At 42.9% G+C, this 25586-nt stretch carries 29 protein-coding genes; 26 read left to right on the forward strand and 3 right to left on the reverse strand.

Annotation, left to right across the window (positions count from 1 at the left end):
- The first annotated feature begins 169 nt into the window (after nucleotides 1-169).
- The 8 genes from hprK (at nucleotide 170) to MHI60_RS10385 (ending at nucleotide 5973) form a co-directional block, all read left to right on the forward strand.
- Nucleotides 170-1102, forward strand: a complete 933-nt coding sequence (gene hprK / locus MHI60_RS10350) for an HPr(Ser) kinase/phosphatase (protein ID WP_024423572.1) — start codon at nucleotides 170-172, stop codon at nucleotides 1100-1102.
- A gap of 11 nt (nucleotides 1103-1113) precedes the next feature.
- Nucleotides 1114-1938 (forward strand): prolipoprotein diacylglyceryl transferase, encoded by an 825-nt coding sequence (lgt, locus tag MHI60_RS10355; RefSeq protein WP_144483635.1) that lies wholly within the window; start codon nucleotides 1114-1116, stop codon nucleotides 1936-1938.
- 19 nt (nucleotides 1939-1957) lie between these two features.
- Nucleotides 1958-2902, forward strand: a complete 945-nt coding sequence (locus MHI60_RS10360) for a nucleoside recognition domain-containing protein (RefSeq protein ID WP_144483632.1) — start codon at nucleotides 1958-1960, stop codon at nucleotides 2900-2902.
- Nucleotides 2899-3549, forward strand: coding sequence for a pyrophosphatase PpaX (gene ppaX, locus MHI60_RS10365; RefSeq protein WP_144483629.1), 651 nt, complete (start codon nucleotides 2899-2901; stop codon nucleotides 3547-3549). The genes MHI60_RS10360 and ppaX overlap by 4 nt, the downstream gene beginning before the upstream one ends.
- 1 nt (nucleotide 3550) lies before the next feature.
- On the forward strand, nucleotides 3551-4069 hold the full coding sequence (locus tag MHI60_RS10370) for an acyltransferase (protein WP_056765708.1): 519 nt from the start codon (nucleotides 3551-3553) through the stop codon (nucleotides 4067-4069).
- A 69-nt stretch (nucleotides 4070-4138) separates the two neighbouring features.
- Entirely contained in the window at nucleotides 4139-4567 is a 429-nt protein-coding gene (locus tag MHI60_RS10375) for an Rrf2 family transcriptional regulator (RefSeq protein ID WP_024423567.1), read from the forward strand.
- Between the two features lie 87 nt (nucleotides 4568-4654).
- On the forward strand, nucleotides 4655-5296 hold the full coding sequence (locus tag MHI60_RS10380; RefSeq protein ID WP_024423566.1) for an NAD(P)-dependent oxidoreductase: 642 nt from the start codon (nucleotides 4655-4657) through the stop codon (nucleotides 5294-5296).
- Between the two features lie 44 nt (nucleotides 5297-5340).
- Complete coding sequence (locus MHI60_RS10385; RefSeq protein ID WP_095409638.1) at nucleotides 5341-5973, forward strand: DsbA family protein; 633 nt, start codon at nucleotides 5341-5343, stop codon at nucleotides 5971-5973.
- Nucleotides 5974-6013: 40 nt separating this feature from the next.
- On the opposite strand, the gene MHI60_RS10390 is transcribed toward MHI60_RS10385, so the two are convergent.
- On the reverse strand, nucleotides 6014-6802 hold the full coding sequence (locus MHI60_RS10390; protein ID WP_144483624.1) for a C39 family peptidase: 789 nt from the start codon (nucleotides 6800-6802) through the stop codon (nucleotides 6014-6016).
- Between the two features lie 235 nt (nucleotides 6803-7037).
- On the opposite strand from MHI60_RS10390, the gene MHI60_RS10395 reads away from it, so the two are divergent.
- The 17 genes from MHI60_RS10395 to MHI60_RS10475 all read left to right on the forward strand — a co-directional run bounded on the left by MHI60_RS10395 (nucleotide 7038) and on the right by MHI60_RS10475 (nucleotide 22754).
- A complete protein-coding gene (locus MHI60_RS10395) occupies nucleotides 7038-8213 on the forward strand; it encodes an ATP phosphoribosyltransferase regulatory subunit (RefSeq protein ID WP_144472065.1) in 1176 nt (391 codons plus the stop codon).
- Complete coding sequence (gene hisG, locus MHI60_RS10400; RefSeq protein WP_024427668.1) at nucleotides 8206-8850, forward strand: ATP phosphoribosyltransferase; 645 nt, start codon at nucleotides 8206-8208, stop codon at nucleotides 8848-8850. Before MHI60_RS10395 ends, hisG begins: the two co-directional genes overlap by 8 nt.
- Nucleotides 8847-10133 (forward strand): histidinol dehydrogenase, encoded by a 1287-nt coding sequence (gene hisD, locus MHI60_RS10405; protein ID WP_144483621.1) that lies wholly within the window; start codon nucleotides 8847-8849, stop codon nucleotides 10131-10133. Before hisG ends, hisD begins: the two co-directional genes overlap by 4 nt.
- Nucleotides 10133-10717, forward strand: coding sequence for an imidazoleglycerol-phosphate dehydratase HisB (hisB, locus tag MHI60_RS10410; protein ID WP_034281037.1), 585 nt, complete (start codon nucleotides 10133-10135; stop codon nucleotides 10715-10717). The genes hisD and hisB overlap by 1 nt, the downstream gene beginning before the upstream one ends.
- Nucleotides 10717-11355 (forward strand): imidazole glycerol phosphate synthase subunit HisH, encoded by a 639-nt coding sequence (gene hisH / locus MHI60_RS10415; protein WP_144483618.1) that lies wholly within the window; start codon nucleotides 10717-10719, stop codon nucleotides 11353-11355. The genes hisB and hisH overlap by 1 nt, the downstream gene beginning before the upstream one ends.
- Entirely contained in the window at nucleotides 11352-12089 is a 738-nt protein-coding gene (gene hisA / locus MHI60_RS10420) for a 1-(5-phosphoribosyl)-5-[(5-phosphoribosylamino)methylideneamino]imidazole-4-carboxamide isomerase (protein ID WP_095409632.1), read from the forward strand. The genes hisH and hisA overlap by 4 nt, the downstream gene beginning before the upstream one ends.
- On the forward strand, nucleotides 12086-12844 hold the full coding sequence (gene hisF / locus MHI60_RS10425; protein ID WP_039181656.1) for an imidazole glycerol phosphate synthase subunit HisF: 759 nt from the start codon (nucleotides 12086-12088) through the stop codon (nucleotides 12842-12844). Before hisA ends, hisF begins: the two co-directional genes overlap by 4 nt.
- Nucleotides 12841-13470 (forward strand): bifunctional phosphoribosyl-AMP cyclohydrolase/phosphoribosyl-ATP diphosphatase HisIE, encoded by a 630-nt coding sequence (hisIE, locus tag MHI60_RS10430; protein ID WP_144483615.1) that lies wholly within the window; start codon nucleotides 12841-12843, stop codon nucleotides 13468-13470. Before hisF ends, hisIE begins: the two co-directional genes overlap by 4 nt.
- Nucleotides 13471-13600: 130 nt before the next feature.
- The gene (locus MHI60_RS10435; protein WP_144483613.1) at nucleotides 13601-15061 is read left to right on the forward strand and encodes a tetratricopeptide repeat protein; all 1461 of its coding nucleotides are present in this window, start codon (nucleotides 13601-13603) and stop codon (nucleotides 15059-15061) included.
- 364 nt (nucleotides 15062-15425) lie between these two features.
- The gene (locus MHI60_RS10440) at nucleotides 15426-16826 is read left to right on the forward strand and encodes an NlpC/P60 family protein (protein WP_144483610.1); all 1401 of its coding nucleotides are present in this window, start codon (nucleotides 15426-15428) and stop codon (nucleotides 16824-16826) included.
- 234 nt (nucleotides 16827-17060) lie between these two features.
- Nucleotides 17061-18011 (forward strand): thioredoxin-disulfide reductase, encoded by a 951-nt coding sequence (trxB, locus tag MHI60_RS10445; protein ID WP_048238006.1) that lies wholly within the window; start codon nucleotides 17061-17063, stop codon nucleotides 18009-18011.
- 357 nt (nucleotides 18012-18368) lie between these two features.
- Nucleotides 18369-18833: an 8-oxo-dGTP diphosphatase gene (locus tag MHI60_RS10450; RefSeq protein ID WP_024423553.1), complete on the forward strand. Its 465-nt coding sequence runs from the start codon at nucleotides 18369-18371 to the stop codon at nucleotides 18831-18833.
- Nucleotides 18834-18872: 39 nt separating this feature from the next.
- Nucleotides 18873-19760: an RNase adapter RapZ gene (gene rapZ, locus MHI60_RS10455; RefSeq protein WP_048238005.1), complete on the forward strand. Its 888-nt coding sequence runs from the start codon at nucleotides 18873-18875 to the stop codon at nucleotides 19758-19760.
- Nucleotides 19761-20720 (forward strand): YvcK family protein, encoded by a 960-nt coding sequence (locus MHI60_RS10460; RefSeq protein ID WP_095409627.1) that lies wholly within the window; start codon nucleotides 19761-19763, stop codon nucleotides 20718-20720.
- Between the two features lie 17 nt (nucleotides 20721-20737).
- On the forward strand, nucleotides 20738-21688 hold the full coding sequence (gene whiA, locus MHI60_RS10465; protein ID WP_003213321.1) for a DNA-binding protein WhiA: 951 nt from the start codon (nucleotides 20738-20740) through the stop codon (nucleotides 21686-21688).
- Between the two features lie 26 nt (nucleotides 21689-21714).
- A complete protein-coding gene (locus tag MHI60_RS10470) occupies nucleotides 21715-21972 on the forward strand; it encodes an HPr family phosphocarrier protein (protein WP_024423549.1) in 258 nt (85 codons plus the stop codon).
- 38 nt (nucleotides 21973-22010) lie between these two features.
- Nucleotides 22011-22754: an arylamine N-acetyltransferase gene (locus MHI60_RS10475; protein WP_144483607.1), complete on the forward strand. Its 744-nt coding sequence runs from the start codon at nucleotides 22011-22013 to the stop codon at nucleotides 22752-22754.
- A 53-nt stretch (nucleotides 22755-22807) separates the two neighbouring features.
- Here the strand turns inward: MHI60_RS10475 and MHI60_RS10480 are convergent, their stop codons facing one another.
- On the reverse strand, nucleotides 22808-23287 hold the full coding sequence (locus tag MHI60_RS10480) for a ribonuclease (protein ID WP_144483604.1): 480 nt from the start codon (nucleotides 23285-23287) through the stop codon (nucleotides 22808-22810).
- Nucleotides 23288-23465: 178 nt separating this feature from the next.
- Complete coding sequence (locus tag MHI60_RS10485) at nucleotides 23466-24443, reverse strand: D-glycerate dehydrogenase (RefSeq protein ID WP_144483602.1); 978 nt, start codon at nucleotides 24441-24443, stop codon at nucleotides 23466-23468.
- Nucleotides 24444-24996: 553 nt separating this feature from the next.
- On the opposite strand from MHI60_RS10485, the gene MHI60_RS10490 reads away from it, so the two are divergent.
- Nucleotides 24997-25578 (forward strand): carbonic anhydrase, encoded by a 582-nt coding sequence (locus MHI60_RS10490; protein ID WP_144483600.1) that lies wholly within the window; start codon nucleotides 24997-24999, stop codon nucleotides 25576-25578.
- The last annotated feature ends 8 nt before the right edge of the window (nucleotides 25579-25586 follow it).

Consider the following 25586-nt stretch of genomic DNA (forward strand, 5'->3'; position numbering starts at 1 on the left):
CCCCTTATTCGTTATCTTTGCTTTCAGTTTACTCTTTTTAAGTATAGTTGTCTATACCAGTTAGGGCAGTGAAACAGGAACAGGATAAAATACTGTTTTGGGTTCATCATTGAAAGTGATAAAATAGAGCTGTATTTCTGAATCGCCTGTGATAAAAGGAGGAAGAAGCGTGCCGAAAGTTCGTACGAAGGACATAATGGAACAATTTCATCTTGAACTGGTAAGTGGGGAAGAAGGGATTAATCGTCCCATTACAATCAGTGATCTTTCCAGACCAGGTATTGAAATGGCTGGTTATTTTACATATTACCCAAAAGAAAGAGTTCAACTTTTAGGGAAAACAGAGCTTTCTTTTTTTGAACAGCTCCCAGAACGCGAACGAAAGCAGAGAATGATGTCTCTTTGTACAGATATTACCCCTGCTATTATTTTGTCACGAGATCGTGATGTCCCGAAGGAATTAATCGAAGCATCAAATGAAAATGGCGTGCCCGTTTTACGATCTAGCCTAAAAACGACAAGACTTTCGAGTCGATTGACCAACTTTTTAGAAAGTAAGCTTGCACCAACGACTGCCATTCATGGTGTGCTCGTAGATGTATATGGTGTAGGTGTGTTGTTAATTGGGAAAAGCGGAGTAGGAAAAAGTGAAACAGCCTTAGAATTAGTGAAGAGGGGACATCGGCTGGTCGCAGACGATTGCGTGGAAATCCGTCAAGAGGATCAGGATACGTTAGTCGGGAGCGCACCAGAGCTGATTGAACATCTTTTAGAAATCCGCGGGTTAGGCATTATTAATGTGATGACCTTATTTGGAGCAGGTGCTGTCAGAAGCTATAAGAGAATTACGATTGTAATGAACCTTGAGCTTTGGGAACAAGGCAAACAGTATGATCGTTTAGGACTTGAAGAAGAGAAAATGCGAATCATCGATACAGATGTGCCGAAGCTGACGATCCCTGTGCGGCCAGGTCGAAACTTAGCGGTCATCATTGAGGTGGCTGCGATGAACTTCAGGCTGAAACGTATGGGACATAATGCAGCAGAACAATTTACAAGTAAACTTGCCGATGTCATTGAAGACAATGGCCAGGATGAATAGGAGTTGACTATATGAACGAAGCAATTCAGCCAATTGATCCGATCGCTTTTCAGCTCGGACCTATTTCGGTTCATTGGTATGGTGTGATTATTGGGGTCGGGGCCTTGCTTGGACTTTGGCTCGCACTGAGAGAATGTGAAAAAAGAGGAATCAATAAAGATACGTTTATTGACTTAATCTTATTTGCCATTCCAATAGCGATTATTTGTGCCCGAATTTATTATGTATCCTTCGAATGGGATTACTATCAGCAGCACCCAAACGAAATCATTAAAATTTGGAATGGTGGAATTGCGATTCATGGCGGGCTGATCGGTGCCGTGCTAACAGCCATCGTTTTTACAAAAGTGAGAAAGGTATCCTTTTGGAAAATAGCTGACGTCGCAGCACCTAGTATTTTACTAGGGCAGGCAATTGGACGCTGGGGGAACTTTATTAACCAAGAAGCGCATGGTGAGGCGGTTTCAAGAACCTTTTTAGAAAATTTGCATCTGCCTGAGTTTATCATTAATCAAATGTATATTGATGGTACTTATTATCATCCGACGTTCTTATACGAATCATTATGGAATCTTGTTGGTGTTGTCATCTTGATTTTATTACGCAGAACTTCGCTGCGCAGAGGCGAAATCTTCTTGTCTTATTTAATTTGGTATTCAATCGGCCGTTTCTTCATTGAAGGGATGAGAACAGACAGTTTAATGCTGACAGAGCACCTTCGAATCGCACAGATGATTTCGATTGCGATATTCGCAGTGGCTGTTCTACTGATTTTCTTTAGAAGAATGAAAGGATACGCATCAATACAATATAAAGAGAACAACTCATCGAATTAAGCAGGGGGGATCAGAAGAGATGGGAGAGACATGGAAAAACGGCTTGAAAGCAGGGCTATCGACAACCTGGACACTTGGCAAAGTCATCTTTCCAGTGACCATTCTCGTCAGTATCTTGCAGCATACGCCTGTCATGGATTGGATCATCCAATTCATTCGGCCATTTATGGGGTTGTTTGGTCTTTCGGGAGAAGCGGCTATTCCGCTTGTATTAGGAAATATGCTGAACTTGTATGCGGGGATTGCAGCCATTTTGACATTAGAGCTTCCTGTGAAGGAAGTGTTTATTTTGGCAGTGATGCTGTCCTTTTGCCATAACCTAATCATCGAATCGACAGTGGCAGCAAAGGTTGGACTGAGAGTGTCTGTGATTTTGCTGGTCAGAATCAGTCTTGCTGTTATTTCGGCTATTGTCATTCATCTCGTTTGGCAGGGAGGCGAGGAGCCGGCGCAATATGGACTGCTGACGGCAGCTCAGGCGGCTGATGTGCCTTCTAGCTGGTACATGATCGTCCTGCTTGCTTTACAAAAAGCTGTACTCGGTGTGCTCCAGCTCGCCTGTATCGTCATCCCGCTCATGATCATCATTCAATTCATGAGAGATTTAGGGTGGCTTTATACGCTGTCTAAGTGGCTGTCACCTTTTACTAGAATGCTTGGAATGAAGGAAAATACGTCTATGACGATGGTGGCTGGATTAACGATTGGTCTGGCGTACGGAGCTGGCGTGATGATGAAGGCAGTGGAAGAGGATGGTGTGAGTAAAAAGGACTTAACTCTTGCCTTTATTTTCCTCGTTGCCTGCCATGCGGTGGTTGAAGATACGCTGATTTTTATTCCACTTGGTATTCCAGTATGGCCGCTTCTTGTCATCCGTCTGATTTCTGCAATTTTATTGACAGCTGCTATTAGCTATATTTGGCGGAAGCGGGAACTTGCAGCTGTTAGAAAGGAAGCCATATGAACGAATCGACGATCAACACGGTGCTATTTGATTTAGATGGCACATTAATCAATACAAATGAATTAATTATTGCTTCATTTCAGCATACGCTGGATCATTATTACCCTGGTCAGTACAGCCGTGATGATATTCTTCATTTCATTGGTCCGTCCTTATTTGATACATTCTCTGCGATGGACCCTGATTTGACGGATGATATGATTCAGATGTACCGCACGTTTAATCATAAGCAGCATGATCTGCTTGTGACTGAATATGAGACCGTTATCGACACATTGAAAGTCCTGCAGGATCGAGGATTTAAGCTCGGTATTGTCACAACGAAGATACGGGATACTGTATTAATGGGATTGAAGCTGACCGGTTTAGAGCCGTTCTTTGAGGTCATTGTGACGCTCGATGATGTACAAAATGAGAAGCCGCATCCGGAGCCTGTTCAGCTGGCACTATCAAAGCTTGGCAGTGATCCGCATGAAGCAGTGATGGTCGGTGATAATTATCACGACATTTTGTCTGGTCAAGCGGCAGGGACAAAAACGGCAGGTGTTGCTTGGTCTATTAAGGGAGAAGAGGCCCTTTTAAAGCATCGCCCTGATTTCATGCTGAAGAAAATGAGTGATCTCCTGGCGATTGTTGGAGCTGATTAAGTTGAGAAAAACAGATCGTTATCCTGTAAAAGGGGTCAATTCGCTGCGGCAAGTCTATCGGACAGTTCCTTTTTTCAAAGTGGTGAAAAACTTCATTTTTATTCAAATGGCAAGGTACACGCCTTTTATGGGAATGAAAAATTGGATATATCGAACCTTTCTTCGTATGAAGGTCGGCGAGGATACGGCGTTTGCCTTAATGGTGATGGTTGATCTTATGTTTCCTGAGAAAATCACTGTCGGTCGGAATAGTGTGATCGGATATAACACGACCATCCTGTCCCATGAGTATTTGATTAAAGAGTACAGACTTGGGGAAGTCTATATTGGTGATGAAGTCTTAATTGGAGCTAATTCAACTATTTTACCTGGTGTGACCATTGGGGATGGAGCGATCGTATCGGCTGGTACACTTGTTCATAAGGATGTGCCAGCAGGCTCATTTGTTGGAGGAAATCCAATGCGCATGATTTATACGAAAGAAGAAATGGAAGCACGTCAATCTATGTCTGCTGAGTAGCTCGGCAGACTTTTTTGTTGACAATGTGACATGGTGTAACTATAATGATTACAACAGAGGTGAGAAAACATGAAAATCAGCAGCAGATTTACTGTCGCTGTCCATATTCTGGCCTTGCTATCACTTGAAAAAGGATCATTACAGACATCGGAGGATATCGCGGGAAGCGTGAATACAAACCCAGTGGTCATCCGCCGCATTATGAGTAAATTAAAAAAAGCAGGCCTAATCTCCACGAGTCTTGGCAAAGGTGGTTCTCAGCTGAACCGCAGTGAAGACGACATCACACTGCTCGATGTGTATAAAGCGGTTGAAGTCGTGGATGAGGGGGAATTGTTTCAAATTCATGAAAGCCCAAATCCTGACTGTCCGATCGGTGCAAATATTCAAGCGGTGCTTGAGTTAATTTTATGCCGCGCTCAAAGTGCGATGGAGCAAGTACTTGCTGAGATCAAATTAAGTGAACTAACGCATGTGCTAATCAAAAAAATTGGATGATCTATTCAATTTTTTTTACCTCTGTTGTAACCATATTAGTTACACCTTTCTTTATCAGCATAAAACTATATTGCAGGAGGAGTTAACATGAAAATTGGAATTATTGGCGCAACAGGTAAAGCAGGACAAGAAATTGTGAAAGAGGCTCAATCAAGAGGACATGAAGTAACGGCGATCGTCCGAGATGCACAAAAGGTGACAGATTCATCACTAGCTGTTCTTGAGAAGGATGTGTTTCACTTGCAAGCAGAAGACATCAAAGGCTTTGATGTGATTGTAAATGCATTTGGCGCACCTGCTGGAAAAGAGCATCTTCATGTAGAAGCTGGGAAAAAGCTGATCGATATTTTAAAAGAGGCACCTGAGACTCGTTTGATCGTTGTGGGCGGAGCAGGAAGTCTATTTGTAGATGAGGCGAAAACAACAAGACTAGTGGACACACCAGAGTTTCCTAAAGAATTTGTTGCTACGGCTTCACAGCAAGGAGAAAATCTAAAAGATCTTCAACAGACAGAGGGATTAAAATGGACCTTCCTCAGCCCAGCTGCATTCTTTAATCCAGCTGGCAAACGTACAGGTTCTTACGTGAAAGGGAAAGACCATCTGATTGTCAATTCTAAAGGTGACAGCTATGTGAGCTATGCTGACTACGCCATTGCACTGGTTGATGAAGTGGAGCAGGCAGCCCATGTTGGAGAACGTTTTACCGTCGTATCTGAAGCTGAATAAGCCGTTTCATGGCTACTTAAAAATGATAATGGGGAGTCTAACGTATGAATGAGCAAGAATTGTCTTTCATCTATGTATGGGATGCGTATTGTGGCTGGTGTTATGGATTTTCAAACAGTATCCGCACTTTCCATGAAAATCATCCGGAGATATCACTCACACTTGTGTCGGGCGGTTTATTTGTAGGGGAAAGAAGTCTTCCAATAAAGAATTATCCACACATTCCAGAAGCAAATCAGCGAATTAGTCAGCTGACTGGTGTCGAGTTTGGAGAACGTTATCAGGAGCTGTTAGCAAATGGAACGTTTCTTTTAGACTCTGAGGCTGCGGCCATTGGTTTTTCTGCATTAAGATCCATCGCACCTGAGCGCGCATTGTACTTGGCTTCATCAATGCAAAAGGCTTTTTATCAAGACGGAAAAAGCCTGAGTGATGAAGAAACGTATCGGGAGATCGCTTTGGCGCATCAACTTGATCCTGACGCAGTCATTGAACGCATGAAAACAAAAGAAGCGATCAATGATGCGTATGCCGACTTTGCGAAGGTTCATCAACTTCATGTGAACGGTTATCCTACACTTTTATTAAAAAGAGGGGATGAATACTTCAGCCTGGGTGGAGGTGCGATGACAGCTGAAAAGCTGGAAAACCGCCTGAAGGAATTACTAGAAAAATGAAGCATTAAAAACAACCTCTATGTGAATAGAGGTTGTTTTTTTACGCTTTAATGATAATCGCCTGACTGCCCATCTGTTCCCAAGAATCTTCAAACTGATCACGGTCGACCTTTTGATTCTTTTCTCCGTACGGATTATTCAAGTAGACATGCTCCTTGTCATAGCCTGTGATGACCACGCTATGCACATTAAAGCTTACATTTATTTTGCCATTTGGGGTATTCCAAGTCTCGATGTTATCTGTTTTGTCAAAGGTGGATGTCGTAATCACCCAGACAGGATAGCCCTTTTCAAGTGATTGATAGATGGCTTTTTTGACAGGCTTTCCGGTTAAGTCGACAACTTGATCGCCCGCGTATTTTTTCGCAAGCTGATAGATAGGTTCATGGTAAACACCAAGACCCGGCCCATTCTCCATATCTCCTACAAACCCGTCACGTGGGTCTCCTTTTAAACCATTTTCATAATTGAGCGGAACGCGTTTGATTTCATTTGCCAATGCGTTTTTCGTTACTTGCTCATAGCCGCTGTAATGAAGCAGCATCGCTAAGCTCGTGACTTCGCATCCGTTATAAAGCCTTGGCGCATCCATTTGATTGTAGAGAATGACGTCCATGGCTTTTTTGCTTCCTTTTAATGAATGATGTGTGGTTTCTGCTTTTTTCGTTGAACGAGTTTCTTCAGCCGCAAATGCTGTATCGTTTTCTTTTGCTGCTTTTTGCGGCGAAGCTGTTTTCTTGACTTGATCGATTTGTGAAACGTATATAAAGCCGAAATAAACAAGACATGCGCACAACAAAGTTAAGATTAATGTCTGGATGAACTTCACTGTTAATCTCCTGTGTTATTCAATATTTTTAAGTATTATAGCACGTTCCTTCATCGAACATACAGAAAAGGCACAGGTTTCACTTGAATGTAATAATTCCACAAATTTTTCATGAAAATAGAGAGAAAATAAAAATGATTGATTTAATCACTTTATTTTGTTAGCATATTATCATATTAGCGAACTAAAGGATTCGGAATTTTTCGTTTTAATGTGTTGGAGGTGCGGAAGAAACATGTTTATGTTTGAGAAACCATATGGTATGCGGGATTCATTACCTGGATTGTATGAGACGAAGAAAAAAGTGAGACATTCGTTAACAGAGGTCATGACTGGTTGGGGTTTCCGTTTGATGGAGACACCAACACTTGAATTTTACGATACAGTCGGTGTTCAATCGGCGATTACTGATACACAGCTTTTTAAGCTTCTTGATCAAAACGGGCAAACCCTTGTACTGAGACCTGATATGACAGGTCCGATTGCAAGAGTGGCGGCTTCCAAGCTTCATGAACAGGCGTATCCGCTTCGTGTTGGGTATGCAGCCAATGTGTTCCGTGCTCAGGAGAGAGAAGGCGGAAGACCGTCAGAGTTTGAGCAGGTCGGAATTGAATTGATTGGTGATGGTTCGATTAGTGCAGATGCTGAAGTCATCGCGCTTGCCGTATTTGCATTAAAAAATGCCGGGCTAAGGTCCTTCAAAATCGCGATCGGGCATGTCGCTTTAGCAGAAACGTTATTTGTCGATGTACTCGGAAATACAGAGCGTGCAAACGTCCTTCGCCGTTTTTTATATGAAAAGAATTATGTAGGATACCGTCAGCATGTGAAACAATTACCACTTTCCTCCATCGATAAAACGAGGCTGTTACAGCTTTTAGAGTTAAGAGGCGGCCAAGAGGTCATAGAGCGGGCAGAGGAAATCGTTGTTTCACAAGAAGGAAAAGAGGTGCTCGCACAGTTAAAGTCGCTTTGGGAGACACTTGAAGATTACGGCTGTACAGAATATATCCGTTTAGATTTAAGCATGGTGAGTCATATGAGCTATTATACGGGTATTTTGTTTGAAGTATTTGCAGATCATGTTGGATCTGTCATCGGAAGCGGCGGTAGATATGATCAATTGCTTGCTCATTTTGATGCACCCGCGCCAGCAACAGGGTTCGGAATTCGACTAGACCGTCTTCTTGAAGCGCTCGATGCAAAAGAAATCGTTGAGCCGCAGGAGGCTGTGATTTTTAGTAAAGAACAAAGACTGGAAGCTTTTGCTTTTGCAGAAAAGGAGCGGTCAAAAGGGAAAAAGATCGTCCTGCAAGACTTAGCGGGGATTGAAAATATTGACGCGATGACCAAGGCATTTGAACAGGTGACTTATTTTATCGGCGCTAGAAAGGAAGAGCGGAATGGGTAAAGTGTTGACGATGGCGATGCCGAAGGGCCGGATATTTGAAGAAGCAGCAGGGCTGTTAAGGCAGGCGGGATATCAGCTGCCAGAGGAATTCGAGGATTCAAGAAAATTAATCATTGATGTACCAGAAGAAAACCTCCGCTTTATTTTAGCCAAGCCAATGGATGTGACCACCTATGTAGAGCACGGTGTGGCGGATGTTGGCATTGCAGGGAAGGATGTCATGCTCGAAGAAGCTCGTGATGTGTACGAAGTGCTCGATTTAAACATCAGTAAATGTCATTTAGCTGTAGCTGGATTGCCAGGAGCGAGCTGGGGTGGTGTCGCACCGCGTGTGGCGACAAAGTACCCAAATGTCGCATCTTCCTATTTTAGAGAGCAAGGGGAGCAGGTGGAGATCATTAAGCTGAATGGTTCCATTGAATTAGCACCGCTCATTGGGCTTGCCGATCGCATTGTAGACATTGTCTCTACAGGTCAAACACTAAAGGAAAATGGACTTGTGGAAACGGAGCATATTTGTGATATCACGTCACGTTTTATTGTCAATCCTGTGAGCTATAGGATGAAGGATACGGTAATTGATGAAATGGCGCAGCGTCTTGCAAGAATCATTGGAGAAGGGGAGGAATCATCATGAACATCACCTGCATACAAGAAGATGAGACAGATACTCTCTCACTCAAACGGTCTTTAGATACAGGAACAGAAGAACAGCGTCAGGCTGTTCAGCGCATTATACAAGAAGTAAGAACAAATGGTGATGAAGCTGTACGGTCTTTTACAAAGCAATTTGACGGGGTGTTGATTGAAGATCCACTTGTCACAGAAGATGAAATGGCAAAAGCCTGCGACCGCTTGGACAAAGAGATGGTTCAAATTATTCAAACGGCTATCAAGCATATTCGCACATACCACGAGCGCCAGCTGACGTCTTCTTGGTTTTATCACCAAAAGGATGGCTCAATGCTTGGACAAAAGGTAACGCCGCTTGATGCAGTAGGTGTGTATGTCCCCGGCGGAACAGCTGCCTATCCATCATCTGTATTAATGAATGTGATTCCTGCGCTAGTCGCTGGCGTTGAACGAATCGTTCTTGTGACACCCCCTGGGAAAGATGGCCGTCTCTCTGACGCTGTACTGGCTGCGGCGAAGGAGCTTGGTATTTCTGAAATGTATAAAATGGGCGGAGCACAGGCTGTTGCGGCACTTGCCTATGGAACGGAAAGCATCAAGCCTGTTGATAAAATCACAGGTCCAGGCAACATTTATGTCGCGCTGGCAAAGCGGGAAGTATTTGGTCAGGTAGACATTGATATGATTGCAGGTCCAAGTGAAATTGCAGTTCTAGCAGACGAAACAGCAGTCGCGCATGAGGTAGCGGCGGATTTACTTTCGCAGGCAGAGCATGATGCGCTGGCATCTAGTATTTTGGTGACAACGTCTAAGACACTTGCAGAAAGCGTGCAGGCTGAAGTGCGAAAGCAGCTGGATACTTTGCCGAGAAAATCAATCGCAGCACAATCTATACAAGATCATGGCCGTATTTACGTGACAGAATCAATCGATCGTGCAGTAGACGTCGTCAATCAATTAGCGCCAGAGCACTTAGAGGTGCTGACAGCATATCCAGAATCACTTCTTGGTCAAATCAAGCATGCTGGGGCGATTTTCTTAGGACGCTATAGTCCAGAGCCAGTGGGCGATTATTTTGCAGGGCCGAATCATGTGCTGCCAACAAACGGAACAGCTCGATTCTCCAGCCCGCTTGGTGTGACTGATTTTCAAAAGAAAACGAGCATTATTTCATATAGTCAAGAGGCCTTTGAAACACACAGGGAAAGCATTGCGGCTTTTGCCAGATTAGAAGGGCTTGAAGCGCATGCAAGGTCGATTGAAGCGAGAAAGCGGGAGGAATCGTAATGAGACAGGCGGAAACATCGAGAAAAACAAATGAAACGAATATTTCATTAGCGCTAGAAATTGATGGAGAAGGAAAAGCGGATATTCAAACAGATGTCCCTTTTATGACGCACATGCTTGATTTATTTACGAAGCATGGACACTTTAATTTGACCGTCGATGCAAAAGGGGATACGGATGTTGATGATCACCACACAACAGAAGATATCGGCATTGTACTTGGGCAAATGTTTAAGGAAGCGTTAGGCGATAAAAAGGGAATTAAGCGGTATGGATCAAGCTTTGTTCCGATGGATGAAACACTTGCCCAGGTCGTGGTCGACTTAAGCAATCGTCCTCATTTGGAAATGAGAGCGGCCTTTCCGAGTCAAAAGGTTGGTACCTTTGATACAGAGCTAGTGCATGAGTTTCTGTGGAAATTTGCACTTGAAGCCCGGATCAACCTTCATGTCATTGTTCACTACGGAACCAATACACATCATATAATTGAAGCCATTTTTAAAGCGATGGCACGTGCCTTAGATGAAGCAACAACCATTGATCCACGAGTGAAAGGGATACCGTCAACAAAGGGGATGCTCTAATGATCGGAGTCATTGATTACGGAATGGGAAATTTGTTCAGCGTATCAAAAGCACTGGAACGAGCAGATGCCCGCTATATCGTCTCCTCTGATGTGGAGGAGCTGAAAAAAGCAGATGCTTATATTTTGCCCGGGGTCGGTTCGTTTCGTGATGCAATGCAGCTGTTAAAACAGACAGGACTTGAGGCGTTTATTCACCAAGTTGTGCAGGAAGGAAAGCTGTTATTCGGCATTTGCCTTGGCATGCAGCTGTTATTTGAAGAAAGTGAAGAGGCAGGACACACAAAAGGATTGGGGCTGTTACAAGGGCGTGTCGTTCTTTTAAAGGATCGTGATCAGAATGGGCAAAGGTTGAAGGTACCTCATATGGGGTGGAATGAGCTCACATTTCATCAGCCCTCCCCATTGTTTGACGGTGTACCAGAAGGATTTGCGTACTTTGTTCACTCTTATTATGTGAGCGAAATGAATCCAGATGAGCAATTAGCAAGCGCGGACTATGGTGTTCAAGTACCAGCTGTTGTTGGCAAGGGAAATGTGCTTGGTGCACAGTTTCACCCTGAAAAAAGCAGTACAACGGGAATGGCGCTGCTCAAACAATTTATTCAATTAGCAAACGAACAGAGGGTGAGCAAATGAGTGATTTTACATTATATCCAGCGATTGATATGAGAAATGGCAAATGTGTACGTCTTGTACAAGGAGATTATGATCAAGAAACCATTTATGGAGATTCACCGCTCGACATGGCTGCGCAATTTGTAAAAGAAGGAGCAAAATGGATTCATCTTGTCGATCTAGATGGTGCAAAAGCAGGGAAACGTGTCAATCATGAGCATGTGCTGGCGATTGCATCTTCCTTAGATGTGAAGGTTCAAATCGGCGGCGGTATTCGGACAGAAGAAGACGTTGCCTTTTACTTAAGCAACGGCGTAGATAGAGTGATTCTCGGCAGTTCAGCTGTATCTAACCCAGCCTTTGTGAAAAAAATGCTGGCGCAATATGGAGAGAAAATAGCGATTGGGATTGATGCGCGAAATGGCTTTGTATCGACTGAAGGGTGGCTTGAAACGTCTAAAGTGAAGGCAGAGGAACTCGGCAGGGAATTGGCAAAGGAAGGCGCAGAGGTCTTTATTTTTACCGATATTCAAATGGATGGCATGCTGTCTGGTCCAAATGTGGAAAGTACGGTTCGTTTAGCAGAAGCAACCGGTAAACAAGTGATTGCTTCAGGTGGTGTCAGCGCGGTAGCTGATCTTCAAAAGCTGTCAGCACAAAAACAGTCTGGTGTGTCTGGTGCAATCGTTGGAAAAGCACTTTACACGAAGCAGTTTACTTTAGCGGAAGCATTTGAAGGGCTTGACCGCATATGATGACAAAACGAATCATCCCATGTCTTGATGTGAAGGAAGGGCGTGTTGTCAAAGGGGTGCAATTCCTAGGCTTAAAGGATGCTGGTGATCCGGTCGAATTAGCGCAGATCTATGATGAGGAAGGGGCGGATGAACTCGTCTTTCTTGATATTTCTGCTTCTCATGAAGGCCGGAAAACGATGGTGGATGTGGTCAAACAAGTCGCGTCCACTCTTGCTATACCATTTACGGTGGGAGGCGGGATTAACCACCTTGATGACATGAAGCGTATATTAAGAGCGGGTGCAGACAAAGTATCTGTCAACACAGCAGCTGTGTTAAGGCCGGAACTGATTTCAGAAGGTGCTGACTTTTTTGGCTCCCAGTGTATCGTTGTCGCAATTGATGCAAAGTACGATGAAGAGAAAAAAGCATATATGGTCTATACACACGGAGGACGCCGTCAAACAGATTTAGAGGTTAGCGACTGGGCGAAGGAAGCTGTGCAGAGAGGTGCAGGAGAGATTTTGCTGACAAGTATGGATGCTGATGGTGAAAAGACAGGCTTTGATCATCGATTGACAAAGCTTGTATCAGAGGCAGTCACTGTGCCAGTTATCGCTTCTGGCGGCGCTGGCAATGCCCAGCATATGCTTGAGGCATTTACAAAAGGAGAAGCTGATGCAGCATTAGCAGCCTCTATTTTCCATTATAAAGAAACCTCCATTCATGAGGTGAAGACATATTTGAGAGAACACGGGGTGAAGGTCAGATGAAACAGGCAAATGAATTAACTTTTAATGAAGCAGGCCTGATTCCTGTGATTGTACAGGATGCTCAAAGTAAGGAAGTATTGACGCTTGCGTATATGAATCAAGAATCCTATGAAAAAACGCTGGAAACCGGTGAAACATGGTTTTATAGCCGGTCGAGAAACGAGCTTTGGCACAAAGGCGCTACCTCTGGACATACCCAGCAAGTGACTTCTATTCGATATGACTGTGACAAGGACGCTCTGCTTGTCCTTGTCGCGCCAAGCGGCCCAGCCTGCCACACTGGCAGCTATAGCTGTTTTTCGGAAGAAGGCGTAAAGCGCCAAAGCGAAGAACAGGATCGTTTTGCGATTTTAAATGAACTTGAACAGGTCATTGCAAAGCGGCAGACGGAAATGCCAGAAGGTGCTTATACAACCTATCTATTTGAAAAAGGGGTCGATAAAATCCTAAAAAAGGTAGGGGAAGAAGCGTCCGAGGTAATCATTGCAGCGAAAAACCGAGATCAAGAAGAATTGAAATGGGAAACTGCTGACCTCCTCTATCATCTTCTTGTATTATTACGCGAACAGCAATTGCCGCTTGATGATGTATTAAAGGTATTAAAAAAGCGTCATCAAGGTGAATGAAAAGCCGGGGATATCCCTGGCTTTTTCATTTTAAATGAAAAACAAATCCTTCCTTTCCTTTTGTTCTATGTGACGACTAGGGAAGTATGTTATACTACACACGGTACACTGTTCGAAATGGAGGGTATCGGTGAGTAAATACACTTCTCAAAATAATCACACACAAGTCGTCCAGCTATTTCAAGATGGGCATTACTTTTTTCATAAAGGTCTTAAAGCATATAGAGAAAGAAATCTGTCTAGGGCAAGTAAGCTGATACAGCGGGCCATCGTACTTGAGCCTGAAAATGTAGAAATGCTGTCACAGCTTGCCATTATTTATACTGAAATGGGTCATTACCAGCAATCAAACGAACTGCTTGATTTCATCCTTGAACACATCGATGAAAACATGTCTGAGTGCCACTATTTTAAAGCCAATAATTATGCCAATCTCGGACTGTTTCAAGAGGCATATAAATCAGCTACTGCTTATGCCGCACTGGAAGAGGACGGGGAATTTGCGGATGAAAATGACGACCTCCTTGACCTGCTCGATATGAGCGACGAAGAGGACGGAGATTTTCCTTATGATCAGGATGACCTGATTGTGAAGCAGGATCAAGCAAACCATTTGCTAGAAAGCGGCAGACTCGATGAAGCCATTGAGATGCTGGAACAGATGATTGTTGAGTATCCAGAATTTTGGTCAGCGTATAATAATCTCGCTTTGGCCTATTTTTATTCTGGCCGAATCCATCAGGCGAAAGAAATGTTGAACCGGGTCCTTCATGAAAATCCCGGTAATCTGCATGCCCTTTGCAATCAGCTTGTCTTCTACCATTATGAAAAAGAAGAAGAGAAGGTCAACATGTTAGCGAAGCAATTAACGCACGTGTATCCAATACTAAGTGAACAGCGTTATAAGCTTGGCGCAACATTTGCCCTTGTGGGAGAATTTGAATGGGCCTTTAAATGGCTTTATTCTTTGTACAAAACAGGTTTTCAGGGAGATAGTACATTTTTATACTGGCTTGCAAGCGCAGCCTATCATACAGGCCACAAAACGCTCGCCCAAACGGTTTGGGATAAGATGGTCGAAGAAGATATCGACGCAGATGAAATCAAGCCGTGGCAGGATAAACCTGAGGAGACTGAGCCAATGGTCTCGATTGAGGAACGGCTGACTGCGTACTATGTCAGCAAACAAAAAGGGGAACGTGACGTTCTGCAGTCTGTCCTTGATGCACGCGCAGCGAAAACGGCCTTTGAACAGCAATTTATAGAACTGCTTTTATATGAAGGTGAAATGAAAGAAAAGTCTTTTTCAGAAGATGCAGTTTTTGCAAAACAGGCGGCATCCAGTTTGGAGGAAGCGGTTCAGCCTGACAGTCATATGCCTTATTTTTGGTTATTCCATATTATTCAGCAGGCACGTGCTTCTGGTATTGATAAGAAAAATGCGCCTGCCTGGGCAGCAGCATCTTATTATCTATGGATGAATGAACAAGAAGAATCAGCTGTCAGCAAAAAAGACGTTGCGTCCGCTTTTCAGATCAGTGTTCAAACACTGTCAAAATACGAACGAGAGATCTGTACGTTAATCGATTAAATAGGTAAATAGATTCAGAACATCCCAGCATGGCCGAAAAGGTCATGCTTTTTTCTTGGATAAAAAGGTGGGATTTGCAAGGAATTGGCGAAGTATGACAATCACGACATGTTTTTGAAACATAAATGTAATAAAAATATTAGCTCATTTTGTCGATGTCTCATGTATAATGAAAATCGTGGATTAAAACAAAGATAGATATTTAAATATTTTACTATACATAATGAAACACCTAGTGATAGAAACAATCTGGTCAACATCTGACTGAACAATCAGGAAGAAAGACATAGAGAGCACAGATTGATCGCAGAGAATTTGCTGCTTTCTAATGTCGCTTGGGAAATTGTCAAAGGAGGAACTATTCGTGAAAAAGTTTATTACTTTTGGTTTAGCTTCGGTGATCGGAGCGAGCGGTTTATTTATTCCATTTACGCATGAAGCAAACGCACAGAACTTTGAACAAAAGAAACAAGAACTAGACAGCAAGCAATCTGAGGTAAACAAGAACCTTCAAAAGAAAAAAGAAGAGCTTTCAAAGCTTGAAGCAAAACAAGAGGCACTTGCACAAAAGCTTAAAGATATTGACGAGAAAGCTTTAAAAACAAGTGATCAAATCGAAGAAAAACAAAAAGAAAATGAAAAAACAAAAAAAGAAATCAAAGCACTGAAAAAAGAAATTGCTGATACAGAAAAACGTATTGAAGAAAGAAACGAGTTCTTGAAAAAGCGTGTACGTGCCATTCAAGAGAGCGGCGGTTCTACGAAATACATAGATGTATTACTAGGAGCAAAAAGCTTTAGCGATTTCATCAGCCGTGCAGGTGCAGTATCTACACTGATCAATGCAGACAGTGAAATCATTAAAGAGCAGGAAAAAGACAAAGCTGAGCTTCAAAAGTCTGAAAACGAATTAAACACAAAGCTTGAGAATGTGCAAAACACACTTGCAAAGCTTGAAACACTTCAATCAGACTTGAATAAACAGCTTGATGAAAAAGACAAGCTATTCAAGCAAGTGAAAAAGCAAAAAGGAAGTGCTTTTTCTGAAATCAGCGAGTTAAACAGTGAGGCTAACAGCATTGCATCTGAAAAAGACGCAACAGTAGCTGCACAAAAACAAGCTGAAAAAGAAGCAAGAGAAGCAGCTCAAAAAGCAAAAGAAGAAAAAGCGCAAAGACAACAGCAGCAGCGTCAAGCTAGTGTTCAAGCGGAAGACAACAGCTCAAATAACGATAGCAGCCCGTCTTCAAGTAACAGTGGATCATCTAATGACAACAACAACAATAATAACAATAACAACAACAGCAGTTCACCAAGCAAGAAGCCTTCTTCTAGCGGCGGATCACCTGTCAGCAGTAACGTAGGCGGAATTGAAGGTGCGATCAGCACAGGTTCTACTATTGTTGGACAATCTCCGTATAAATGGGGCGGCGGCAGATCACAAGCCGATATTGACGCACGTCGTTTTGACTGTTCTTCATTCGTTCGCTGGGCATTCGCATCAGCAGGCATCAACCTTGGACCAGTTGGCGGTACAACAACAGATACGCTTGTAGGTAAAGGAAGAGCTGTAAGTGCATCTGACATGAAACGCGGAGACCTTGTGTTCTTTGATACGTATAAAGTAAATGGACACGTTGGTATTTACTTAGGAAACGGTTCATTCTTGAACGACAACAGCTCTCGCGGTGTTTCAGTTGACTCAATGAACAACGTATACTGGAAAAAAGCATTCAATGGCGTTGTAAGAAGAGTCGTTGAATAAATCATTACTTTGTATATAACCGTAAACAGGCTTCCTTAAACAGCAGTTTAAGGAAGCTTTTTCTTTTTTTGAAGATATGAGCAAATGATTCGCTTATTCCCCGCAGATTTAATAGGATATGGGTAAGGAATAAAAGCTAAGAGTGGAAATGATGCTCTCTGTCATGAATGGAAGCATCACCCAAGGGCATTCTAATAAGAAATGCGAGCAGCAATTGAAGAGGGAGTGACAGTTGTGTCAGAAGAAAAAATCTACGATACGATCATCATTGGAGCGGGTCCTGCCGGAATGACAGCCGCTGTTTATACATCACGGGGAAACCTTTCAACATTAATGATTGAAAGAGGAATTCCAGGCGGACAAATGGCGAATACGGAAGATGTCGAGAACTATCCTGGCTTTGAAAGCATTTTAGGGCCGGAACTTTCAAATAAAATGTTTGAGCATGCGAAGAAATTCGGTGCAGAGTATGCATATGGCGATATCAAAGAAATCGTGAACGGTGAAGAATACAAAATCGTCAAAGCTGGTTCAAAAGAATACAAAGGACGCTCTGTCATTATCGCGGCAGGAGCTGAATACAAAAAAATCGGTGCACCAGGTGAAAAAGAACTTGGCGGACGCGGCGTATCATATTGTGCAGTATGTGACGGGGCATTCTTTAAAAACAAAGAGCTTGTCGTCATTGGCGGCGGAGATTCTGCGGTAGAAGAGGGTGTGTATCTCACACGTTTCGCTTCTAAAGTAACGATTATCCATAGACGCGATAAACTTCGTGCACAAAGCATTTTACAAGCGCGTGCCTTTGATAATGAAAAAATTGACTTCATGTGGAACAAAACTGTGAAACAGATCAATGAAGAAAACGGGAAAGTCGGCAGTGTGACATTGATTGATACGGTGACTGGTGAAGAAGAAGAGTTTAAAACAGACGGCGCCTTCATCTATATCGGAATGCTGCCACTGTCTAAACCATTTGAAAATCTCGGTATTACAAATAAAGAAGGCTACATCGAAACAAACGAAAGAATGGAAACGAGAGTGGAAGGGATTTTCGCTGCTGGTGACATTCGTGAAAAAACACTTCGTCAAATTGTGACTGCAACAGGTGACGGAAGTATTGCAGCACAAAGCGCACAGCATTATGTAGAAGAGCTTGCTGAAAAACTCAAAGCAACGAAATAAAAGGCTGTCGTAAATCCTTAATATAGCGTCATGGGCTTTTAACTGGAATGTAACACGGGTGAAATACTTTTCCGTTATGATGAAACTAGTAATTGACCCCCTTTTATAAGGAATACATGTTTGGCACGGATGAGAATCCGTGTCCTTTTTTTTGCCTAAAATCAGAAATTCACGAGATGTTCACAAATGACGCATGGAGAACCGTTAGATGCTGTAAAATAAAGAGTAGAGAAATGGCCCGTGACATCATTCAAACGAAAACCGGTCTGTTTTCAGGGAAGAACGGGCATGTTCATTGTGGGAGTCAGGTTGAACCTGTATAATAAGTTAAAGACATAAAAGAGTAGGTGACAGCTGATGCAACGAGTAACCAATTGTGTGCTGCATCACGAAGATCAAGTTCTCTTGCTGCAAAAGCCAAGACGGGGCTGGTGGGTAGCGCCGGGCGGCAAGATGGAAAGCGGAGAATCGGTCAAGGATTCAGTCGTTCGAGAATATAGAGAAGAAACAGGTATTTATATTTTAAATCCGCAGCTAAAAGGTGTTTTTACCTTTATCATAAAAGAAGGCGATCAAATCGTTCAAGAGTGGATGATGTTCACCTTTATGGCAGATTCATTTACTGGAAAAAACGTAACAGAGTCAGAGGAAGGTATTTTAAAATGGCATGACGTAAAGGATGTGCCTCATTTGCCGATGGCTCCAGGAGATTCCCATATTCTTGATTTCATGCTCAAAGGAAAAGGGCTTCTGCACGGCACTTTTACGTATACACCCGATTTTGAGCTGATCGCTTATCGGTTAGATCCTCAGGGAGAATAATACATGAACCGTTTTCATAAAGAAGGAGAGGGAGCAGGCATGAATACACACAAACAAGAAGATATTCAGCTTGTGATTATTACAGGAATGTCAGGTGCGGGGAAAACCGTCGCCATTCAAAGCTTTGAAGATTTAGGCTACTTTTGCGTTGATAACCTGCCGCCATCACTTTTACCGAAATTCCTAGAGCTCATGAAGGAATCGAATTCAAAGATGAGCAAGGTCGCTCTTGTGATGGATTTGCGCGGACGCGAATTTTTTGACAGTTTAATTGCCGCCTTAGATGAAATGGGTGATCTTGACTGGATCACGCCAAGAATTCTATTCTTAGATGCAAATGATAAGGTGCTTGTCTCAAGATACAAAGAAACGAGACGTTCGCATCCCCTTGCGACAACAGGTTTGCCGCTCGAAGGAATTGCAATGGAGCGCGAGCTGTTAGAGGAGTTAAAAGGCCGGTCTCAAATGATTTTTGATACATCGGATTTAAAACCAAAACAGCTGCGAGAAAAAATTGTCACGCATTTTGCCACCAATCAAGGACAGGTGTTTACAGTAAACGTGATGTCCTTTGGCTTTAAATACGGTCTGCCGATTGATGCTGATCTTGTCTTTGACGTGAGATTCCTGCCGAATCCTTACTATATTGAGAGTATGCGTCCACAGACTGGAAACGATGAAGAAGTGCGCTCCTATGTGATGAAATGGAGTGAAACACAAAAATTCACGGAGAAATTAATCGATCTCCTCAGCTTTATGCTTCCGTCCTATAAACGAGAAGGAAAAAGCCAGCTTGTGATCGCCATCGGCTGCACAGGCGGACAGCATCGATCTGTGACGCTGGCCAACTACTTATCGGAGTATTTTAAAAACGATTACTATACACATGTCACTCACCGGGACATTGAAAAGAGAAGCAGAAAATAGATGACAACACTACCAAAGGTGGTCATTCTTGGCGGCGGCACTGGCTTATCTGTTTTGCTCAGAGGGCTAAAAACGAAGCCAGTGGACATTACCGCTATTGTAACGGTTGCTGATGACGGAGGCAGCTCAGGCAGACTGCGCCATGATTTGAATATTCCTCCTCCAGGAGATATTCGAAACGTCCTTGCGGCTCTCTCTGATGTGGAACCGCTTGTAGAAGATCTATTTCAGCACCGTTTTAACAAAGGGAATGACTTAACAGGCCACTCTCTCGGCAACCTCATTCTTGCGGCCATGACAAATATAACCGGTGATTTTTTTCATGCCGTCACTGAAATGAGCAAGGTTTTAAATGTGAGAGGAAAAGTATTGCCAGCAGCGAACTCGAGTGTTGTTCTTCATGCGGAATTAGAAAATGGGCAAATGGTGACAGGAGAGTCGAAAATTCCCACCTATGGTGAGCGAATTAAACGAGTGTTCCTCACACCCGATACGATTGAACCGCTGCCAGAATCCATTCAAGTCATTCGTGAGGCGGATCTGATCGTCATTGGACCCGGCAGCCTGTATACAAGTATTTTGCCAAACTTGCTTGTCCCGCATATTGGAGAAGAAGTGATTCGCTCTAAGGCGAAAAAAGTGTATATTTGCAATGTCATGACGCAGCCTGGGGAAACGCTTTCCTACAGTGCATCTGATCATGTGCAGGCATTAAATGATCATATGGATCGTCCATTTATCGATACGATTTTTGTGAACAATAAAGAAATTCCAGAAGAAATCAAAGCAAAATATGCAGAAGAACAGGCACAGCCTGTACAATTCGACACAGATGCACTGAAAGCAATGGGACTAGAAGTGATTCCTGGAGAAATCATTACATATGACCAGCATGTCATTCGTCATGACACGCTGAAAGTAGCCTCGCTGCTTGTCGATCTCCTGCAACAGAAAAAATAGGAATGGGGGTGGCAAGGATGTCATTTGCATCCGAAACAAAAAAAGAGCTGACTAATCTGGACGTGAAGGACTGCTGCACAAAAGCAGAGCTTTCTGCCCTCATCCGTATGAACGGTTCATTATCTTTCTCTAATCGAAAATTGATTTTAGATATACAGACAGAGAACGCAGCCATTGCAAGACGGATTTATACGCTGCTCAAGAAGAAATACGATGTGACAGTCGAACTGCTCGTCCGTAAAAAAATGAGATTGAAAAAGAATAACGTCTATATTGTCAGACTGGTAGAACGAGCGAAAACCATTTTAGAGGATTTGAAAATATTAGGTGAACAATTTGTATTTGAGCGCAATATTTCAGAAGAGCTTGTGAAGAAAAGATGCTGCAAGCGCTCCTATATGAGAGGTGCTTTTTTAGCAGGCGGTTCTGTGAATAACCCAGAAACGTCCTCCTATCACCTTGAGATTTTTTCACTATATAAAGAACATAATGATGCTCTTTGTGAACTGATGAATCAATTTCATCTCAATAGTAAAACACTCGAGCGCAAAAAAGGGTACATTACGTACATGAAGGAAGCAGAAAAAATCACGGAATTTCTAAGTGTTGTGGGCGCTCATAACTCACTGCTCCGGTTTGAAGATGTGCGAATCGTCCGAGATATGAGGAACTCCGTCAACCGGCTCGTCAATTGTGAAACAGCAAACTTGAATAAAACGATTGGTGCATCACTGCGTCAGGTCGAGAACATTCAATTCATTGATGAAAAAATTGGACTTGATGCCTTGCCGGATAAGCTTCGTGAAATTGCCAAACTGCGAGTCGACTATCAAGAGGTCACGCTGAAGGAACTTGGAGAAATGGTGGAAAGCGGAAAGATCAGCAAGTCAGGGATTAACCATCGCTTAAGAAAGCTAGATCAAATCGCAGAACAATTACGAAACGGACAAGCTGTAACACTCAAATAGGAGAATGAAAAAGGGAGGCAGATCATATGGTGGAAAAAACGGTCACCATCCAGCTGAAAACAGGCTTGCAGGCACGTCCAGCTGCTTTGTTCGTACAAGAAGCCAATCGCTTTGGTGCTGATATTTTTCTAGAGAAAGATGGGAAAAAAGTCAATGCGAAAAGCATTATGGGTCTCATGAGTCTTGCGATCAGCTCTGGGGTTACTGTCACACTGATTGCAGATGGTGCGGATGAACAAGAAGCCATTGAGGCGTTAACAGATTTTATCAATCAAGAAAACTGAGTCTCTTCAAAGGCTCAGTTTTTTTAGGAGGGAATGTCATGATTCAATCAGCTTTTTTACAGAAGATCGGATATGAAGGGCAGTCCATCACCTTTAAAGACTTGCCTGTACTATTAAAAAAAATGGCCTATACCTTTCCATTCGAAAATAGATCTGTTTTGAACAAACAATCCTACGCTTTGAATCAAGAAGGGTTGAAGCAGCATCTTCTTGAAGAAAACAGAGGAGGTCTTTGTTACGATCTCAATCCTCTCTTATACTATGTGTTAAAAGAGGCAGGGCTCTCTGTACAGCTTCTCCAAGGCACAGTTTATAACAAAGAAGCGGATACGTGGGCAATTGATGGTACGCACGTAGCCATCATGTTGAAGCATCACAACGAACGCTTCCTCATTGATGCAGGATTTGGTGTGAATTTACCTCTCCAGCCTGTGCCTTTTACAGAAGATTGGGTGGAAGGAGCGTCAATAAGGTTTCGCGTCAAAGCTGAGGAAACCGAAAAAGGGACACATCTGCTCCAATTAGATAAGGGAGACGGCGCTGAAACAGGCTATGCTTTCACATTGAACGAGGTGGACGAGGCTGTATTGGCCCAAATGAGACACGAGATTTATGAAAATGAATCCTCTCCATTTAACAAAAGACCACTTGCCTCAAAGCTCACGCCAACAGGACGTGTGATCGTTACAGAGGATCATGTCACCACACATGAGCATGAAGAAGTGTCGAAAAAGCCGCTTTCAATTCCTTTTGAGGATTACGTGAAAAACCTGATACCGTAAATCACCATACGAAAAGACAGCCCTAGATCAAACAGAGCTGTCTTTTTTATTGATTATCGAATACGTGTGAAAGTCGCGTAATGGTCTGTTGTTTTGTAAATGAGCCAGTCGCTTGAATACACAAGACGGTCAGCATTGCGGAAGCCTGAAACGTAGTTGATGTCTGCCTCACGCCATGTTCGGCCGCTTGCTGAAGGAAGACGTCCCTCCCGGTTTGAGAAAATATCTCCACCAATGCTTTTACCTGGCGCCACCTCTGCTAGATTTCCCTTAGATGCCACCCATCCAAGAGCACTTGCTTGTGATTTCGTAATGTAGTTATCAGGCAGTCGTTTATAGCGAATTAAATAATCTGCTACACCATCAAACGTATTAATGACGGCAAGGGTACGTACATCTGGCGTGAGCTGAGTTTCAGTTGTGGCTGTTGGTGTAAGAGGTGTTTCTGCATGAGCTTGCTGCGGGACAAATCCAGAAAACAGAATAGCAGCGATCAGAGCGAACATAGTAAAAACCGAACTCAATCTTTTCATCTTCATCCTCCTATTAAGGAAATCGGATGCCGTCCTCTTGATGCTTGTCTAGCTCATATTATAGCACCCAAACATGAAGGAAATGTAAAGAATCAGGATCTTTGCTAAAATGAGTCTTTTTTCCTGATGCCTCTAAATAAATAAAAAGACGCAGTTCAGTTCTCTGCGTCTTATCTGATCAAGATGAAGCAAGCTCCTTTACAACATCAACAGGTGCCTTCCCATCTATTCCATGAATCACATTATGAATGGCTCGTTTCAGCATGAGATCCCTTGTTGTTTCAGTAGCGGAACCGATGTGGGGGGCAAGGGTGACATTGTTCATTTCTTTGAAAGGATGATCCTCTTGAAGCGGTTCCTGCTCATACACATCAAGACCAGCGCCTTTGATCCATCCTTCCTGAAGTGCTTGAATGAGTCTTTTTTCATCCACTGTTTTCCCGCGGGAAATGTTTACAAATAAAGCCGTTTGCTTCATTAACTTCAATTCTCGTTCCCCAATCATATGATACGTTTCCTCGGTCAGCGGTGTAATCAACACGATGATATCAGCTTGTTTTAAAAGGTCATCAAGTGCGCAATATACAGCGCCATACGCCGATTCAGCCTTTTCATTCCGGCTTCGGTTATGATAAAGAACATTCATATCAAAACCATGTGCTGCCCGTTTGGCCACTTGTTCCCCGATACGTCCCATGCCAATAATACCTAGCGTTTGATGATGAACATCGATGCCAAAGATATCTTCTTCCTGTACGAATTTCGTCCATTTTCCGTCACGGATAAAGCGATCAAGCTCGGCGATTCTTCGCGCAGAGGAGAGAATGAGCGAAAAAGCAAGGTCAGCCACGGTATGATCAAGCGTATAAGGAGTGTGCGTAGCAATCACGCCTCTTTGCCTCATCGCCTCTATATCAAAATTGTCATAGCCGACAGAGTTATTACTCACTACCTTGAGTTTTGGTGCGTGGTCTAACAGCTCTTGATCGATTTTCGTTCCAGACGTTAAAAGACCATCAGCGTGCTGCAGCTTCTCAAACAACATGTCTCTCGGAATAGGATCTTTGGATTGCCAAACCTCGTATGTACAATGTTCCTTTAGCATTTCCTCAAAAGAGGCAGGTAAGGGTTTTGCGACAAAAATGTGTGGTGTCACAGTCAATTCGCTCCTTTCACATGGTCATCTTGCTCCTTTTATTATAAAGCAACCATTTCGGCAGAACACGTTTGAATGTTAGATACTCAATATTTAATATACTGAAATAACGGTAAAGAAAGACATTTTCTTAGTGAAAATGTAGATTCATATGCCATCTGATGCATTTTTTATCTATATAAAAATAAGCTGATGGTAGATGAGACATGTGAAATTGCAAAATTTTACGAGAGATTATCTGACAAACTGGAAAATAGATCGAGACTTTTTGATAGAAAATTTATTATATTTGAAATGTATTAAACGGGATGGTCATTTTCTACTAAACCATTTTATTGTCTTTTGGTTTTATGAGAACAATAGATTGAAAACAAACCCGCGAATCTGTTGGGATGCAGCGTAAAATAGAGAAAATGATGATATTTCTTCTCATCGTTTTCTCATTTTTTTCTTTTTTTTCTATCATTTTTCTTCTCTATGCTTGAGAACACAAGAAAGAAAAGGGGGACAGGCGCGGGCTTACGTTACTTAAAAAAGATGGGAGATGAATAAAATGGGATCTAAATTAGAACAGATTCTTCAGCACAATTCAAAGTTTGTGAATGAGAGACATTATGAGCCTTACAAAGCGGGGAAATTCCCTGAGAAAAAATTGGTCATTTTAACGTGCATGGATACCCGTCTTTTGGAATTATTGCCGCAATCTATGGGGCTACGCAACGGGGATGCGAAAATCATTAAGAATGCAGGCGCCATCGTGACACATCCGTTCGGCAGTGTGATGCGGAGTATCCTGCTAGCCATCTATGAGCTAAAGGCAGAGGAAGTATGCATTGTAGGGCATCATGAATGCGGAATGGCAGGTCTTGCGGCGGACCCTTTACTTGAAAAGGCGAAAGCACGCGGAATCGAAGAGAAATGCTTAAGCATTGTGAAAAACTCAGGAGTCGATTTAAAGGGCTGGCTGACAGGCTTTGATTCGGTTGAAGAGAGCGTGGCCCAAAGTGTGAAATTAGTGAAAGAGCATCCACTGATGCCAAGTGATGTGGCTGTTCATGGACTGGTGATTCATCCAGCCACAGGAAAGCTGGATGTCGTTGTGAAAGACAAACAGATTGACGCGCAGTATACCTAAATCATCTA

It is taken from the genome of Bacillus sp. FSL K6-3200 (assembly GCF_038630485.1).
Classification (GTDB): Bacteria; Bacillota; Bacilli; order Bacillales; family Bacillaceae; genus Bacillus; species Bacillus safensis.